Source organism: Pseudoalteromonas simplex, from assembly GCF_015278155.1.
In the GTDB taxonomy this organism is placed as follows: Bacteria; Pseudomonadota; Gammaproteobacteria; order Enterobacterales; family Alteromonadaceae; genus Pseudoalteromonas; species Pseudoalteromonas simplex.
Window position 1 is genome coordinate 453,134 of the sequence record NZ_JADILN010000002.1, and the last position, 13,902, is coordinate 467,035.

General features: G+C 40.6%; 17 protein-coding genes. 2 read left to right on the forward strand and 15 right to left on the reverse strand.

The features are described from left to right. Positions 1-2: 2 nt before the first annotated feature. The 5 genes from apt to IRQ78_RS05875 form a co-directional block, all read right to left on the reverse strand. Positions 3-548 carry an adenine phosphoribosyltransferase gene (apt, locus tag IRQ78_RS05860; protein ID WP_054551549.1) on the reverse strand — a complete coding sequence of 182 codons (546 nt, stop codon included), beginning with the start codon at positions 546-548 and terminating at the stop codon, positions 3-5. A 161-nt stretch (positions 549-709) separates the two neighbouring features. After that, positions 710-832 (reverse strand): hypothetical protein, encoded by a 123-nt coding sequence (locus IRQ78_RS20725; protein ID WP_254907726.1) that lies wholly within the window; start codon positions 830-832, stop codon positions 710-712. Positions 833-917: 85 nt separating this feature from the next. Then, complete coding sequence (locus IRQ78_RS05865) at positions 918-1,676, reverse strand: HvfC family RiPP maturation protein (protein ID WP_283235034.1); 759 nt, start codon at positions 1,674-1,676, stop codon at positions 918-920. Then, positions 1,669-2,532 (reverse strand): HvfB family MNIO-type RiPP peptide maturase, encoded by an 864-nt coding sequence (locus IRQ78_RS05870; protein WP_138600427.1) that lies wholly within the window; start codon positions 2,530-2,532, stop codon positions 1,669-1,671. The genes IRQ78_RS05865 and IRQ78_RS05870 overlap by 8 nt, the downstream gene beginning before the upstream one ends. Before the next feature lie 54 nt (positions 2,533-2,586). Next, complete coding sequence (locus tag IRQ78_RS05875) at positions 2,587-3,126, reverse strand: HvfA family oxazolone/thioamide-modified RiPP metallophore (protein WP_194441596.1); 540 nt, start codon at positions 3,124-3,126, stop codon at positions 2,587-2,589. A gap of 173 nt (positions 3,127-3,299) precedes the next feature. On the opposite strand from IRQ78_RS05875, the gene IRQ78_RS05880 reads away from it, so the two are divergent. Together IRQ78_RS05880 and IRQ78_RS05885 are read left to right on the forward strand one after the other, a co-directional pair. Beyond that, on the forward strand, positions 3,300-4,277 hold the full coding sequence (locus IRQ78_RS05880; RefSeq protein WP_187490784.1) for a tRNA-dihydrouridine synthase: 978 nt from the start codon (positions 3,300-3,302) through the stop codon (positions 4,275-4,277). A 51-nt stretch (positions 4,278-4,328) separates the two neighbouring features. Continuing rightward, positions 4,329-4,664 carry a TraR/DksA family transcriptional regulator gene (locus IRQ78_RS05885; protein WP_054551553.1) on the forward strand — a complete coding sequence of 112 codons (336 nt, stop codon included), beginning with the start codon at positions 4,329-4,331 and terminating at the stop codon, positions 4,662-4,664. 14 nt (positions 4,665-4,678) lie between these two features. Here the strand turns inward: IRQ78_RS05885 and IRQ78_RS05890 are convergent, their stop codons facing one another. From IRQ78_RS05890 to pyrC, 10 genes are all read right to left on the reverse strand, one after another. Then, positions 4,679-5,683: a hypothetical protein gene (locus tag IRQ78_RS05890; protein WP_194441597.1), complete on the reverse strand. Its 1,005-nt coding sequence runs from the start codon at positions 5,681-5,683 to the stop codon at positions 4,679-4,681. Positions 5,684-5,739: 56 nt separating this feature from the next. Further along, positions 5,740-6,999: a tetratricopeptide repeat protein gene (locus IRQ78_RS05895; protein WP_054551555.1), complete on the reverse strand. Its 1,260-nt coding sequence runs from the start codon at positions 6,997-6,999 to the stop codon at positions 5,740-5,742. Between the two features lie 11 nt (positions 7,000-7,010). After that, complete coding sequence (locus tag IRQ78_RS05900; RefSeq protein ID WP_054551556.1) at positions 7,011-7,628, reverse strand: energy transducer TonB; 618 nt, start codon at positions 7,626-7,628, stop codon at positions 7,011-7,013. Beyond that, positions 7,628-8,032 carry an ExbD/TolR family protein gene (locus IRQ78_RS05905; RefSeq protein ID WP_054551557.1) on the reverse strand — a complete coding sequence of 135 codons (405 nt, stop codon included), beginning with the start codon at positions 8,030-8,032 and terminating at the stop codon, positions 7,628-7,630. The genes IRQ78_RS05900 and IRQ78_RS05905 overlap by 1 nt, the downstream gene beginning before the upstream one ends. A gap of 14 nt (positions 8,033-8,046) precedes the next feature. Then, complete coding sequence (locus IRQ78_RS05910; protein ID WP_054551558.1) at positions 8,047-8,571, reverse strand: MotA/TolQ/ExbB proton channel family protein; 525 nt, start codon at positions 8,569-8,571, stop codon at positions 8,047-8,049. After that, positions 8,571-9,935 carry a MotA/TolQ/ExbB proton channel family protein gene (locus tag IRQ78_RS05915; RefSeq protein WP_054551559.1) on the reverse strand — a complete coding sequence of 455 codons (1,365 nt, stop codon included), beginning with the start codon at positions 9,933-9,935 and terminating at the stop codon, positions 8,571-8,573. The genes IRQ78_RS05910 and IRQ78_RS05915 overlap by 1 nt, the downstream gene beginning before the upstream one ends. A 6-nt stretch (positions 9,936-9,941) precedes the next feature. Beyond that, entirely contained in the window at positions 9,942-10,712 is a 771-nt protein-coding gene (locus tag IRQ78_RS05920; protein WP_054551560.1) for a DUF3450 domain-containing protein, read from the reverse strand. Between the two features lie 466 nt (positions 10,713-11,178). Beyond that, entirely contained in the window at positions 11,179-11,769 is a 591-nt protein-coding gene (locus IRQ78_RS05925) for a response regulator transcription factor (RefSeq protein ID WP_161804338.1), read from the reverse strand. 432 nt (positions 11,770-12,201) lie between these two features. Next, on the reverse strand, positions 12,202-12,411 hold the full coding sequence (locus IRQ78_RS05930; protein ID WP_036967526.1) for a cold-shock protein: 210 nt from the start codon (positions 12,409-12,411) through the stop codon (positions 12,202-12,204). A gap of 340 nt (positions 12,412-12,751) precedes the next feature. After that, the gene (pyrC, locus tag IRQ78_RS05935) at positions 12,752-13,798 is read right to left on the reverse strand and encodes a dihydroorotase (protein ID WP_054551562.1); all 1,047 of its coding nucleotides are present in this window, start codon (positions 13,796-13,798) and stop codon (positions 12,752-12,754) included. Between the last annotated feature and the right edge of the window lie 104 nt (positions 13,799-13,902).

Genomic DNA, 13,902 nt, shown 5'->3' on the forward strand with positions numbered 1-13,902 from the left:
AATTATTCGCCTTCGAATTCAACCAACTTTAAGATTTTGATGCCCATATCAGCAACTCGTTGCTCACCACCCAGCTCAGGTAAAGAAACAACAAATGCCGCATCAGTTGCGTTACCGCCAAGTTTAGCAACTAATTTTGCCGTTGCTTCGATTGTGCCACCTGTAGCCAGTAAGTCATCTACTAGTAACACTTTATCGCCAGGGACAATTGCGTCTGTATGAAGCTCAAGAATATCTTCACCATACTCTAATTGATAACTTTGTGAAATCACTTCGCGAGGAAGTTTGCCTGGTTTACGAACAGGAATGAATGGAATACCTAGTGCGTAAGAAAGTGGTGCACCGAAGATAAAACCACGAGATTCAGTACCGATGATTTTTGTAAAACCTTGGTCTTTATATGCTGCAATAAAGCTGTCGATGGTTGCTTTAAATGCGTCAGCATTAGCCATTAAAGTAGTTACGTCGCGGAACATAATGCCCGGCTTTGGGTAATCAGCGATCGTTGCAATGCTCTGTTTGATGAGCGTTGAAGTTGCTTGAGTCATAATTATACTGCTCAAAAAGTTTATCTAACAAAGCTCGAGAGTATAACATCACCTTAGTAGAAAGTCGGTAGCAAGTTTCGAAATTAATCATTTAACAAGAAATATAAGCTATAAAAAAGGCTGCATAATGCAGCCTATTGTCTTTAATTTGCTTGCGCAGATTAAGATAAAGAAGTGATCCAACCAAGAATAGCGTTTAGACAGCCAATGCCACCGAATACAGCTAAAAACGCAATGAAATAAGTTGCATTGAACGGATCTTTAAAGTCTTTATCATTCGACATAATTACTACCTTTATTTAAGCACGACAAAATAAGGCGCTCATAATAGTCGAACTAAATACATCAATAAAGACTTTTAGCTGATTTTTAAACCAAGGTATTAGAAACCACAATGCCGCGTTCAGCCATTGCACTCAAGGTATTGAGGGCTCCCTGATACAGCTGCTCTTGGCTAAATTGAGGCGCATGCTCTGCAACTGCTTGGCATACATCATTTAAATCTGCACCCGGCTGAGATTCAATAATATTAAGAAGTAATGCGGTCATCGCATTTGTCGATAAAAATTGTACTTCGTCATCGCTATCACGATAAACCACAAAGTAACTGGGTTGTGCAGCCGGTTCACTTGGTTGATTATCTGCACTGATGGTATGAACAGGAAAACTGTAACTCAAATTACGGGCAAGTGAACTTAAGAATAATGCAGAGCTTGTCACTTGATGAGCCGATAAACTGACTTCTTCTGCCACCTCTTGAGCAACCGATACATCAAGCTCAACCCATTCATAGTGCGCTAGCTCTAACATAAACGCGGGATCATCGCTTTGCACTTCATAGTCATTAGCAAGAAAAGCCAGAAACTCCCCTGCAATATCTAAAAAATAAGGTGATTTACAATCATGCTGGCTAAAAAACTGCCTAACGAGTCTGTGCCAAGCTTGCTCTGAATATAAACTTTTTAATACTGGATACGCAGAGCTGACAAACCCATCCACATTATTAAAAAATAAGTCGCGGTAAATAGCCATCCGACGCTCTTCAATATCGCTAGGCTTAGCATGTTGCTGGGGGTCGCGGATATGCGCCATAAACGCTTGCTGTACTTGAGTAAAATGTTCAGGCACTGTGTTTCACCCTTGCTTGGTTTTGCTTGCTCACTGTTTGCTGCAGTGCTTCAATGGTTTTTAGCTCGGTTAACAACTCACTCATCGGCGGAATATTAAAATCACGCTCTAATAAGGTGGGAAATACGCCATGAACTTCATAAGCTTTTTCAAGCAATTGCCAAACAGGATCGATAACTGGCGCACCATGGGTATCAACCAGTAGATCTTCGGCCTCAGTGTAATGGCCCGCAACATGCCCATAGGCAATCCGTTTTGTTGGTAATTCAGCTAGGAATTGCTCAGCGTTATAACCATGATTAATCGAATTAACGTAAATATTATTCACGTCGAGCAGCAGTTTACAATCAGCTTCTTCTAAAACAGCATTAGTAAATTCAAGTTCTGTCATTTGTTGCCCAGGGGCGCCATAGTAAGACACGTTTTCAATAGCAATTGGCTGTTCTAAAATATCTTGTACTTGCCTAATACGAGAAGCAACATGCTTAATAGCATCTTCAGTAAATGGTATGGGCATTAAATCGTACATATGTCCTTCGCCCGAGCAATAACTTAAGTGCTCGCTGAATAAACGAATATTATGCTCTTTAAAAAAGGTTTTAAGCGATTGTACAAATTCAATATCAAGCGCTGCTGGTGAGCCAATCGATAACGATAAACCATGACAAACAAAGGCATGTTGTTCGGTAAGCTGTTTAAATTGTTTACCAAAACGCCCCCCAAGCTTTAGCCAGTTTTCAGGTGCAACTTCTAAAAACTCAATAGGTTTAGGAACATCAATGAGCATTTCATCAAGCATTTCTCGGCGCAAACCTAAGCCAATCAGCCCAAAATCAGCTACTGATTCATTTAACATACTACCTCCTACTAAAAAGGGCCTTTACGGCCCTTTTAAAAGCTAAATGAGCGCTTAGTGATTAGAACCACATTTACCTTCGCCACACTTACCTTCTTTAGCTTTCTTTTTGTCTGCGCCACATTTACCTTCGCCGCACTTACCTTCTTTGGCTGCTTTTTTGTCTGCGCCGCATTTACCTTCGCCACACTTACCTTCTTTGGCTGCTTTTTTGTCTGCGCCGCATTTACCTTCGCCACACTTACCTTCTTTGGCTGCTTTTTTATCGCCGCCGCATTTACCTTCGCCGCACTTGCCTTCTTTGGCTGCTTTTTTATCTGCGCCGCATTTACCTTCGCCGCACTTACCTTCTTTGGCTGCTTTTTTGTCGCCGCCGCACTTACCTTCACCGCACTTGCCTTCTTTTTCAGCTTTTTTATCGCCGCCACATTTACCTTCACCGCATTTACCTTCTGCGGCATCTAGTTGATAGCCTGCTTGCATTTGCTGAAATTCAAATGGGTTTGCACTCGCATCAGTTGCTACAAAACTTGACGCACCTACTACAACCGCACCTAATGTTAATGCAATTGAATTTTTCTTAACTGTGTTCATTCGATGACTCTCTTTTTTATAAAGGGTTATTAAACAAGACCCGAGAACTAAAAATTACTTTCAAAATTTTTATAATTATTTTCTGAAAGTGCCGAGAATGCAAATTACGATTTATAAAACAATCCAGAAAAGCTAGAATACGCGTCCTAATTTTTGATGAGTTAACAGGTATCATGCGACTAGTTTTAGCACCGATGGAAGGCGTTGTGGATTTTAAAATGCGACAACTCTTAACTGATTTAGGTGGATTTGATTTATGCGTAACAGAGTTTGTTCGTGTCGTTGAAGACACACTGCCCGAACGCGTGTTTCACCGCTATTGTCCTGAGCTAAAAACAGGTGGCTATACCCGTGCAGGTACGCCAGTGCGTATTCAGTTGCTAGGTCAAGTTGCTCATGCTTTGGCAGCAAATGCCGTCAAAGCAATACGCCTAGGCTCCCATGGCATTGACTTAAATTTTGGTTGCCCAGCTAAAACAGTGAACAAAAGTAAAGGTGGTGCGGTACTGTTAAAAGACCCTGAGCACATGTACGAAATTATTAAAGCCGTACGTGATGCTGTTGATCCTTGCCATGAAGTTAGTGCCAAAATTAGGCTTGGTTTTGATGATGATAGTAATAGCCAAGAAATTGTTGATGCTGTTGTTAGCGCGGGTGCTTCAAGTCTTGCTATTCATGCCAGAACTAAAAGAGATGGCTACAACCCTCCGGCATACTGGGAAAAAATCCCGCCGTTGATCAAAGATAAAAATATTTCGGTCGTTGCTAATGGCGAAATTTGGCAAGTTGAAGATGCCATGCTTTGTCAAAAGCGCAGTCATTGCCAAGATTTAATGCTTGGTCGTGGTGCATTAGCGATGCCTGATCTAGCAAAACAAATAAAATCTCATGCAGAAAACGAGCATTACACTCCGATGTTATGGGAGCATGTGATATACCACATTATTCATTCATCTATGCACCAAGACGAGAGCAAATGTGAAAAGTATTTTGCTTCTCGTACTAAGCAATGGCTCGGCTATTTAAAGCGCCAATACCCACAAGCTAACGCACTTTTTGATGAGATCCGCCGCCTAAAAGCCAAAGACGAAGTTGCAGATGTACTAAGAAAGTACGCGAAAGCGCCGAGTATTGATACAAATCATAATTAGCAAATCGATTTTGTTTGATAATACCAGTATTGCCCACTTGGAAGAAAAGCGATGAACAATACTGAAATTCAAACAAAGTTATCTGCGGAACTTGCGCAGGTTCGACAACGTTTACTGGATATGCTGGCTAATTCTGATCAAGCCTATCATCAGCAACTGCTATCGCAACTCAAGGATCATCCCCCTTCAGACTGGTTAGAGCTGACAGCAAATAATCTCGGTTCTGAGTATCAAATATTGATTGCTCGAATAGAAAAGTTAGAAGCAGCACTATGCCAAATCGATATTGGGCAGTATGGCTATTGCTGTGATTGTGAAGAAAAAATTGATGACGAACGTTTACTTGCAGATCCTGCAAGCCAACGCTGTCGGCGATGCGCTCCATAGAGCGCAGCGCTGTACTAATTTATAAAAATAAAGCTCATCGCAGGATAAAGCACGATATCCTCAATTAACCAATCAGCTTGTTGCTGATTTACCCCTAGACGCTTCATCAAACTAACACGTGCTTGCTGTTCACTCCATGTGTGATAATGAATTCCTAAGTCGGTTTCCATCATAACTTGCCAGAAGTATTGCTCATCTTTTGTTAATTTACGCTTACTTTTGAGCGGGTCGAGATAATCAAGCTGCCAATCAAGACCTGTGTGCTGATGACTTTCTACAAAATAGTTCATTACTAATGGTTTAGCGTGAGAGTCTGATACAGGTAATACAAAATCTGCATTCTGCGATTGCTTTAACGAAGCCTGGATTTCACTTAACCAAGTTAAAGGCGGCTTAGTCTCACCACTAAAGTAATTAAGTTTACTTTGATACCAATCTTTACCATTTGCCAAACCGACTAAACCAAGTTTTGTACGCGGTTTATATTGAGTTAAATATTGATTAAGTTTGTTTAGTGCTGCTTGTACACTGTCATCGCTATTATCAAGGTGCGATTTGACCATATTATGTAAAAGCGTTAATTCGATTTTATTTAATTTCAGATTGCTTTGCTCAGCTGCAATTAGCTGCGTTTCAACTAACTCTAGCCAGTTAGCTAATTCATTTACCGAATAGTCATCTACTAAACGAGCTTGGCTAATAACATCACGTTGTACAGGCCACACAAAGTAACGTTCGGGATAACGCTCAGCAATGATTAAATAGTTCAATTGCGCCTGTTGTGACACATCTAACGTCGTCGTTTTTAGTCCTTGATAAGCCTGATGACGTGCTTGCAAATAACTTTCTGAGAAAGGCCAGCTAGCAGCTTCACTTTGCTGTTCTTGAGTCGATAATAAATTATTAATAGTTTGCAGCGCTTGCTGCCCTTCACTAAATGTTTTGAAAGCTGATGTTTGCTCAGAGCAAGCTATCAGCATCACACTTGCGACAACTAATAATACGATCTGTCTTAGCATTTTAAAATTCCATAAAAAAAGCCCCAGAGGGGCTTTTTAATTTAAAACAACATCAATTAGATTTTTACACCGTTACGAGCGGCTTTATCTTTGATGAAGGTCGACCAGCTCTTCGCAAACTTGCGAGTGCGCGGATCGTCCATTGCTTTAGTGATAGCGTTATAAGCTTGCTTATACTTCTCTTGGTAGTAATAAGCTTCAGCTAAATCAGAGTAAATAGTTCCTTTTTTGTCAGAACCTAACTCTATTGCCTTGTTCAAACGAACAACGGCTGCACTATAATTTTGCGATTGTAAAAGTAATGAACCCGCTTTGCGGTAAAGCTCAGCATCATCATCAAATTTAGCCGCTTCTTCATAGTATTTAGCTGCTTTTTCAATATCTTTAGAACGGTGGTAGTTAGATGCCACTGCACTGATATTTTGCTTGTTACGCTTAACTTTTTCTTCGTTGATTGCCTTTTCAAGTACAACTGCTGCTTTGTAAGGGATATCATTTAACGAATAAAAGTTAGAAAGTACTTTGTATTCAACTTCGTTTTCAAAATAGCCATTTTTATAGGCAACTTCCATGGTCGCTAGACCTTTCTTGAAGTCTTCGGTTTGAAGGTAGTATTTACCTAAACCAACCCAGGCTTTTTTGTCTTCAGGCCAAACACGAACAATTTCTTCAGCAACACCTACCATATTTTTGTACTGTTTAAGTTCAAAATAGGCAGCTAGCTTTAATTGGTAAGCAGCCTTTGCAGGTTCTTTTGCCAATTCAATTGCTTTGTTTGCAGCAGGAAGTACGTCTTTGAAAAGTTTTAACTCGTAGTTTGCTTGCGCAATACGTGTATAAACCTTGTCATCTTCCTCACCTGTGAAGTCCATCCAAGCTGCATAAGCTTCTTTCGCTTTTGCATATTGCTCAGTACCCGCGTACATATCACCTAGAAGTTTTAAGCCTTGCTCTTGGTCAGCAAAATTTAAAACGTCAGGCTGAACTGCAGCTGCGATATGCTTGATAGCCAATTGATACTGCTCTTTTTGAGCGTACATTTGACCTAAGTAACGATCGACTGTTGCCTTATCAAATTCATCCGAAGGATCGATTTCTTTAAGTAACGCAATCGCTTCATCAAGCTTCTCTTCATTGTACAAATCAAACGCTTTAATAACTTTTTTACCAACGCGCTCGCCCATTACTTTAGTTTTTGCTTTTTTACGCGCTTCAATCTTCGCGTAATCTGGCGCTGCTAAAGCAGGTGCAGTGAAAGCTACACCTGATAGAGACATAAGAAGCGCAAGTGCAGTTACTTTAGATAAATTTCTCATTACTCGCCTCCTTAGTTACCTTGGTTAAGTTTAAAGTCTAGTTGTACTTGAAGACCAAATTGCTTCTGTGGTTTGCCGTCAATGATTTTCGGACGGTACTTCCACTTACGTAGCGCACGTTTAGCTTCGCGGTCGAAGATACGTTTAGGATCGGCGTCGATCACTTCAACATCTTCTACACCACCCACTTCATTGATAGTGAATGAAAGTTGTACCCAACCTTCTTTACCATCACGCGCTGCTTGCGTAGGGTATTTTGGTTCAATACGAACGATAGGTGTCGCGTCACCATCACGTCCAAATGCACCTGGACCACTTAGGCCACCAGCTGTGCTACCCACATCGATGCTTGGCATATTAAATGACAAACCACCAGTGTTAGGGTTGCTGTTTTCCGGCTGAGGCGGCTGCGGTTTAGGCGGCTGCTTTGGCGGTGGCGGAGGCGGAGGCGGAACACGCTTCCTCTCCTGCACCTTAGATTCAGGCGGATTCGTCATAATTTCGACTACGATCTGTTCTTTTTGTTCAGTCGCACGGTCAGCTCCACCGGAGATGAGGTACGCCATGAAGTAGAACAAGCCGAAAGTAACTGCCCCACCTGCAATCAGTGAAAACAGAAAACGAATCATTACTGATCTCCAGCTATTGAAATTTTAAGGTTATCACCCGTCGCTTTGATCTGGTCCATAACTTTAACTACTACGCCGTGTTTTGCTTCTTTATCAGCTTGCAAAATTACAACTTCAGTAGGTTGTTCTGCTAATAAACTTTCAAGTTTAGCTGATACACGCTCAACGTCTACTTGTTGTTTATCAATCCAGATCGCACCGTCAGCGCGGATAGCAACAAAAATGTTTGCATTTTTTTGCTTCGTAGCTGCAGCTGCTTTAGGTTTATTGACTTCGATACCAGCCTCTTTAACGAACGATGTAGTTACGATAAAGAAAATAAGCATGATAAATACGATGTCAAGCATTGGCGTCATGTCAACCGCTGCTTCTTCTTCTTCACGAAAACGTTGTTTACGTGCCATATTTAATTCTCTCTCTAGTGATGAGGCATGCTATCTACAAGTTTAGCTTTCGCCATTCTCGCTCTCGCTTCAAGACGTGAGCTAAAGAATACTCCAGATAGTGCCGCAACCATTCCAGCCATTGTTGGGATTGTTGCCATTGAAATACCTGATGCCATTAAACGTGCGTTACCAGTACCTTGAGTAGCCATGGTTTCGAAAACCGCGATCATACCCGTTACAGTACCTAATAAGCCGATTAAAGGACAAACAGCTACTAATGTCTTAATCAACAACATACGCTGATCTAATTTTTCAGACGCTTCAGAAATCCATGCTTCACGGATTCTGTGTGCGTACCAAGACGTAGTGTCTTGGCGGGCATCCCACTGAGCTACAATGTTCTTCGTCATACGAGGAAACTCAGCTAGTAGGAACCAATAGCGCTCAATCATTAAAACCCACATAAGAAAGAGTGCTATCGCGACCACGTATAATACCTGGCCGCCTGTGCCAACAAAATCCCTGATAGATTCCCAGATCTCCATCAGGACTAGCATTAGGCTTTCTCCTTCTCCGCGTGAGCAGCGATGATACCAGCGCTTTGCTCATCAAGGACATGTAGAACCGACTTACTACGACCCGCAACAATTGAGTGAAGTAGGATAAGTGGTAGAGCTGCAATTAGACCTAACGCTGTAGTTACAAGTGCTAGAGAGATATTACCAGCCATGATCTTCGGATCACCTGTACCGAACAATGTGATTGTTTGGAACGTAAGGATCATACCGATTACCGTACCTAGTAGACCTAGTAATGGAGCGATTGCTGCCAAGATCTTGATGATGTTGATACCAGCTTCGATGCGAGGCGTTTCACGTAGGATTGCTTCGTCAAGTTTAAGCTCAAGGTTTTCAACGTCTTGATTCTTGTTGTCAGCGTAAACTTTAAGAATACGACCCAGTGGGTTGTTTGTATTCGGAGTAGAAAGGTTCTTAAGCTGGCTCTTAATCTTAGTGCTAGTAAGCGCAAGATCAATGAAACGAACGATAAAGATAAGTAGACCAACAACTAATAATAGTGTGATGATGTAACCTACTTCAGCACCTTGCTCGTAGTATTCCATTAGTGATTTCTTCTGCGTGTTGATACGTAAGATCGCGCCACGAGTCGGGTCGATGTATACGCCAGCGTAGTTATCTGCAGAAGTACCTTCTAAATCGCTGATACCCGCTAGGATGTAGCTATCAGGTTGCTTACCTAGAGGTTGAATCGCTTTAGTTTCTGGAGAGTAGATTAAATAACCGTCGTCAGTTACTAAGTTGAAGTTACCGATACGCGTTACTTTCTTCACAGAAGATGAACCGTCAAGACCTGCAACTTCAGTTTCGAAAGTTGAAACTTTAGCAGACTCAGTCATTTCAGTTTGAAGAGAAATCCAAAGCTCTTCTAGTTCACGAACAGTTGGAAGTTCTTTCGCAGCAGCTAGTGAGCGAAGTACTTCAGCACGTCCTGGTTTTTCAGCAGAAACAAGTGATGCTTCGATTGAACCGATTGCATCAGCAGCTGCACGACGTACAACACCGAACATCTCACCTAAAGTACCTTGAGCATTTAAAAGAGCTTGCTCTTTTTCTGCTAAAGTATTTTCGTTTTGAGCATATTCTTTAGCTAAACGGTCACCACGTGCTTTTTCAGCAGCTAGGTCGCTTTTAGCTTTGTTAAGTAACGCTTGCTTGTCAGCACGAGCTGAAAGGAACTCTTGTTCACGTTGCTTATTTAATTTGCCTTCAGAGATACGTTCTTGCTTAACTTGCTCAAGAATTTTGTCTAAAGCATCAGTGTTTGCGTGTGCATTAAGCGCGGTACCTGCAGAAACAGATAGTACTGCTGCAACAGCAAAACCTTTAAATAGTTTCTTCATTATTGATTACTCCGCGCCAAAAATTGGTAGTTTAACAAGTTCTAATGTCGCTTGTTTACGCGCCATACGGATAACTTCTTTAACAGGTTTTAGGTATTCTTCACCTAATTCTTTCCACTGTTTAGTGTTGTTATCCCACACCCACGCGTGCTTAAGGTCAAAAGACTGAGCTACGTAAGTGATACGACCTAAACGACCGAAGTCAACGTTGATGCTCTTACCATCGATCTCAAGAGTACCTTGAGAAGCAGTTACAGCTGAGCTGTATGCAGTTTCAACAGTGTAAGCTTCAAGAACTTGGCGGAATTTTTCAGATGTAGTAACTGAAGCTGACGCCATGATGTCACGAAGTCTTTCAACACGTGCTAGACGGTTTTCAAGATTGAACGGAACGTCCGCTTTGATGAATTGCTCAAGCGTATCGATCATGCGATACATCAAAGGCACAACGTTTTGTTTCGTGTTATCGATAGTTGCGATTTGACGGTCAAACGATTCGATTGAAGCGTTTTGGTCAGCGACCAAACGTGCTACGTGATCGTTGTAAACCTTCATTAGCTCAGTTTCGTCAACAACGCTACGGTACTCAGCGATTAGCTCTTGAGTTTGACCATATACATTGTCAATTTTAGTTTGAGACTTAACAGCAGCCTTTTGAATTTGTTGACCTGCATCTTGCACATCTTTCAAAGGATCTGCAATCACATTGCTGCTTGCAAATGCAAAAGCGCCAACCAACGCTGATGCTACAAGACTCTTTCTGATTTTAACAGACATAGTTCCCAACCAATTAAGTAATGTTACTTTTATAATTTAATTACCCTCCGAAGAGGACAACCCTGATATCTTTTAATAGATATCAACCCTCCAATAATGCTAAATGCATCTGAGTCTGTCAACTTGATGTTCGGCTTTCATCGGAAAAATTTGGTGACTCGTCGTTGATATGAAAATAACCAAAACAACGAGTTAACAAAAATATAACAGCCACACATCTGTAAGGCTTCTATAGCCCTTTAGTAACAATCATCACATTCATATTCCGTTCAAACTTAAACATAAATGTAACATTTATTGAAATCAAAAAGCGGTAAAGAAAAATGAAAAAAAAATTCAGTTTTTTCATCTAAAAAATCTAATTAGAAGAATTTTTATGCATTTACAGGCAGGGAATGTTTAATAAGCAAGCAAACTGCTTACTAAACATTAAACGGGATTTAATCTTGACTTATAACTGCCGCCATTAGAACACGGCGCGGTCTTTTACTAGCTTAGCTAATGAGATAACTGAATCAACCTCAAGCTTTTCAAATATCTTTGTTTTGTAAGTACTGACGGTCTTGTTACTGATGAAAAGTTTTTCACCAATGTCTTTATTCGATAGCCCTTGCAATAGGTAATTCATTACGGCGAGTTCACGCTCAGTGAGTAACTCGTCAATGTCTTTTTCAGAAGCAATTAAATGCTCTTGAGGAAAAAAGGTGTAACCACGCAAGATCATTTCAACTGCAGAAGAAATATCTTCAAGGCTCTCAGCTTTGTTAACGAAGCCTTGCGCTCCCAACTTTGCTGCAGTGCGTATAATATGCTTATCTTGCTTAGCTGATAAGAATAACACTTTGCCAGTAAACCCTGCACTAACAGCCCGCTTGTATAAGCTAAAACCATCTGAGTCTTCTAACTCAATATCTAATATAGCTAACGCTACATTATTAGCTTTTAAAAATTGTAGTGCTTCTTTTTGACTTCCAACAGCTTGAACTTCGTTAACTAAGGTCGATTTGGATAAAACCATTTTAATTGCTGTTGCCACCATCGGGTGATCGTCTACCAAAAGTATATTATTTCCTATGCTCATCAATTAGCAAACCTTCATTATATCTATCAAACGAGTATTTTATTGCTCATTTAAATTACCGCTGTCTTATATATCACTAAGTTTAGCGGGAAATTCAGATGTTGGTAAAAAAATCTACAATCTCTGAAAATGAGTACTAAATTTTCTCGTTAGATCAAATTTTTCACTTACACAACGATCAATGTCATGTTTAATTAACTAAGTCTAAGAGCATATAGTACTTTAGATACCGAGAGTAGCTTTAAAGGAATAGTTGAGAAAGTTCTAGAAGAATTACCTATTAAAAAAGGCTAACACAATACTTTAGGTTTAAATAGGTTTAGGTACAACTGTATGATATTTGGGGAGTAAATGAATTTTGGTGAAACAGAAACTGTTTCACCAAAATGCTTAGGTTCACATAATAAATTATGCTACTTCTACGTTCTCAGCTTCAGGGCCTTTTTGACCTTGTTTGATGCCGAAAGATACTTGCTGGCCTTCGCTTAGAGTGCGGAAGCCTGTACCTGTGATAGCGCTGAAGTGTACGAATACATCAGGGCCATTTTCTTGTTCAATGAAACCGAAACCTTTAGCTTCGTTGAAGAACTTAACTTTACCAGTAACCGTGTTTGACATACCAAATTTTCCTGTAAGTCAATTATTAAAATTCAGCCATAATGGCTCTATCCTCCCTGAGTGAATGCCCAATAAACTTGGGGTAAAGTACAGGAAGAACCAATAACCAAACCGGTAACCGTACAGCCGCACATTATCCGTAAATTCAATACGCAAAAACTCAAAGCAATTTAAGACTAACACATTAAATAGCTTTTAGCTCTATTAATCGAAAATAATTTTAAGGTCAACCGCCCAAACAAAAATATATGACAGTACTATTTATAAACAATTAATTATAAATGAAAAAAGCCCATCAAATAGATGGGCTTTTTATTCTCGATTTAGACCTTACTAAAACTTACTTAACTTGCCAGTCCATTTGTGCTTCTGCTTTGATTGGCACCACTTCTGAATCGCCTAGTTTATAGCTGGCTGGTACTGTCCAGCTCTCTTTTACTAGTGTAATGGTATCTTGGTTTCGAGGCATACCGTAAAAGTCAGGACCGAAGTGACTCGCGAAACCTTCAAGCTTGTCTAAAGCACCTGCTTCTTCAAACGCTTCAGCATAAAGCTCAATAGCTGCATGTGCAGTATATGCACCAGCACAACCACAGGCCGCTTCTTTTTTGTCTTTGTAATGTGGTGCAGAGTCAGTACCTAAGAAGAACTTTTTGCTGCCGCTTGTTGCAGCACCAATTAACGCTTGTTGGTGAATGTTACGCTTTAGAATAGGTAAGCAGTAATAATGCGGGCGAATACCACCTGCTAGCATATGATTACGGTTATAAAGAAGGTGATGAGCAGTAATGGTTGCAGCAACATTCTCTGGTGCATTATTAACAAACTCTACCGCATCTTTTGTCGTGATGTGCTCAAGCACAATTTTAAGACTCGGAAAGTCATTTACTACATCCGCTAAAATTGTATCTAAGAAGACCTTCTCACGGTCAAAAATATCAATAGATGAATCGGTTACTTCACCATGAACTAGCAGCAACATCCCTACTTCTTGCATTGCCTCAAGTACAGGGTAAATATTCTTAACTGATGTCACACCAGAATCTGAGTTGGTCGTCGCTCCAGCTGGGTACAGTTTAGCAGCAACAATTTTACCTGTTGCCTTAGCTTTTTTAATTTCTTCTGGCGTAGTTTTATCTGTTAGGTAAAGCACCATTAATGGTTCGAAGTTACCTTGTGGGCCCGCAGCTTTAATTCGCTCATAGTAAGATAATGCAGTGTCTGTACAAGTTGCCGGTGGAACAAGGTTAGGCATGATGATTGCTCGCCCCATGTAACGGCTTGCATCACGAACGGTATCAACGAGTTGCTCACCATCACGTAAATGAATGTGCCAATCATCTGGGCGTGTAATTGTTAGAGTTTGCATCGAATTTAAATCTGACATTGCTTGTTTCCACGGCTAAAGTTAGGGGGATAGCATAAACATTGAGCAAATAACCTCGCTTATTTACCCAAGTTCATTTTCAGGTGCCTAGTTTACACCAGTAT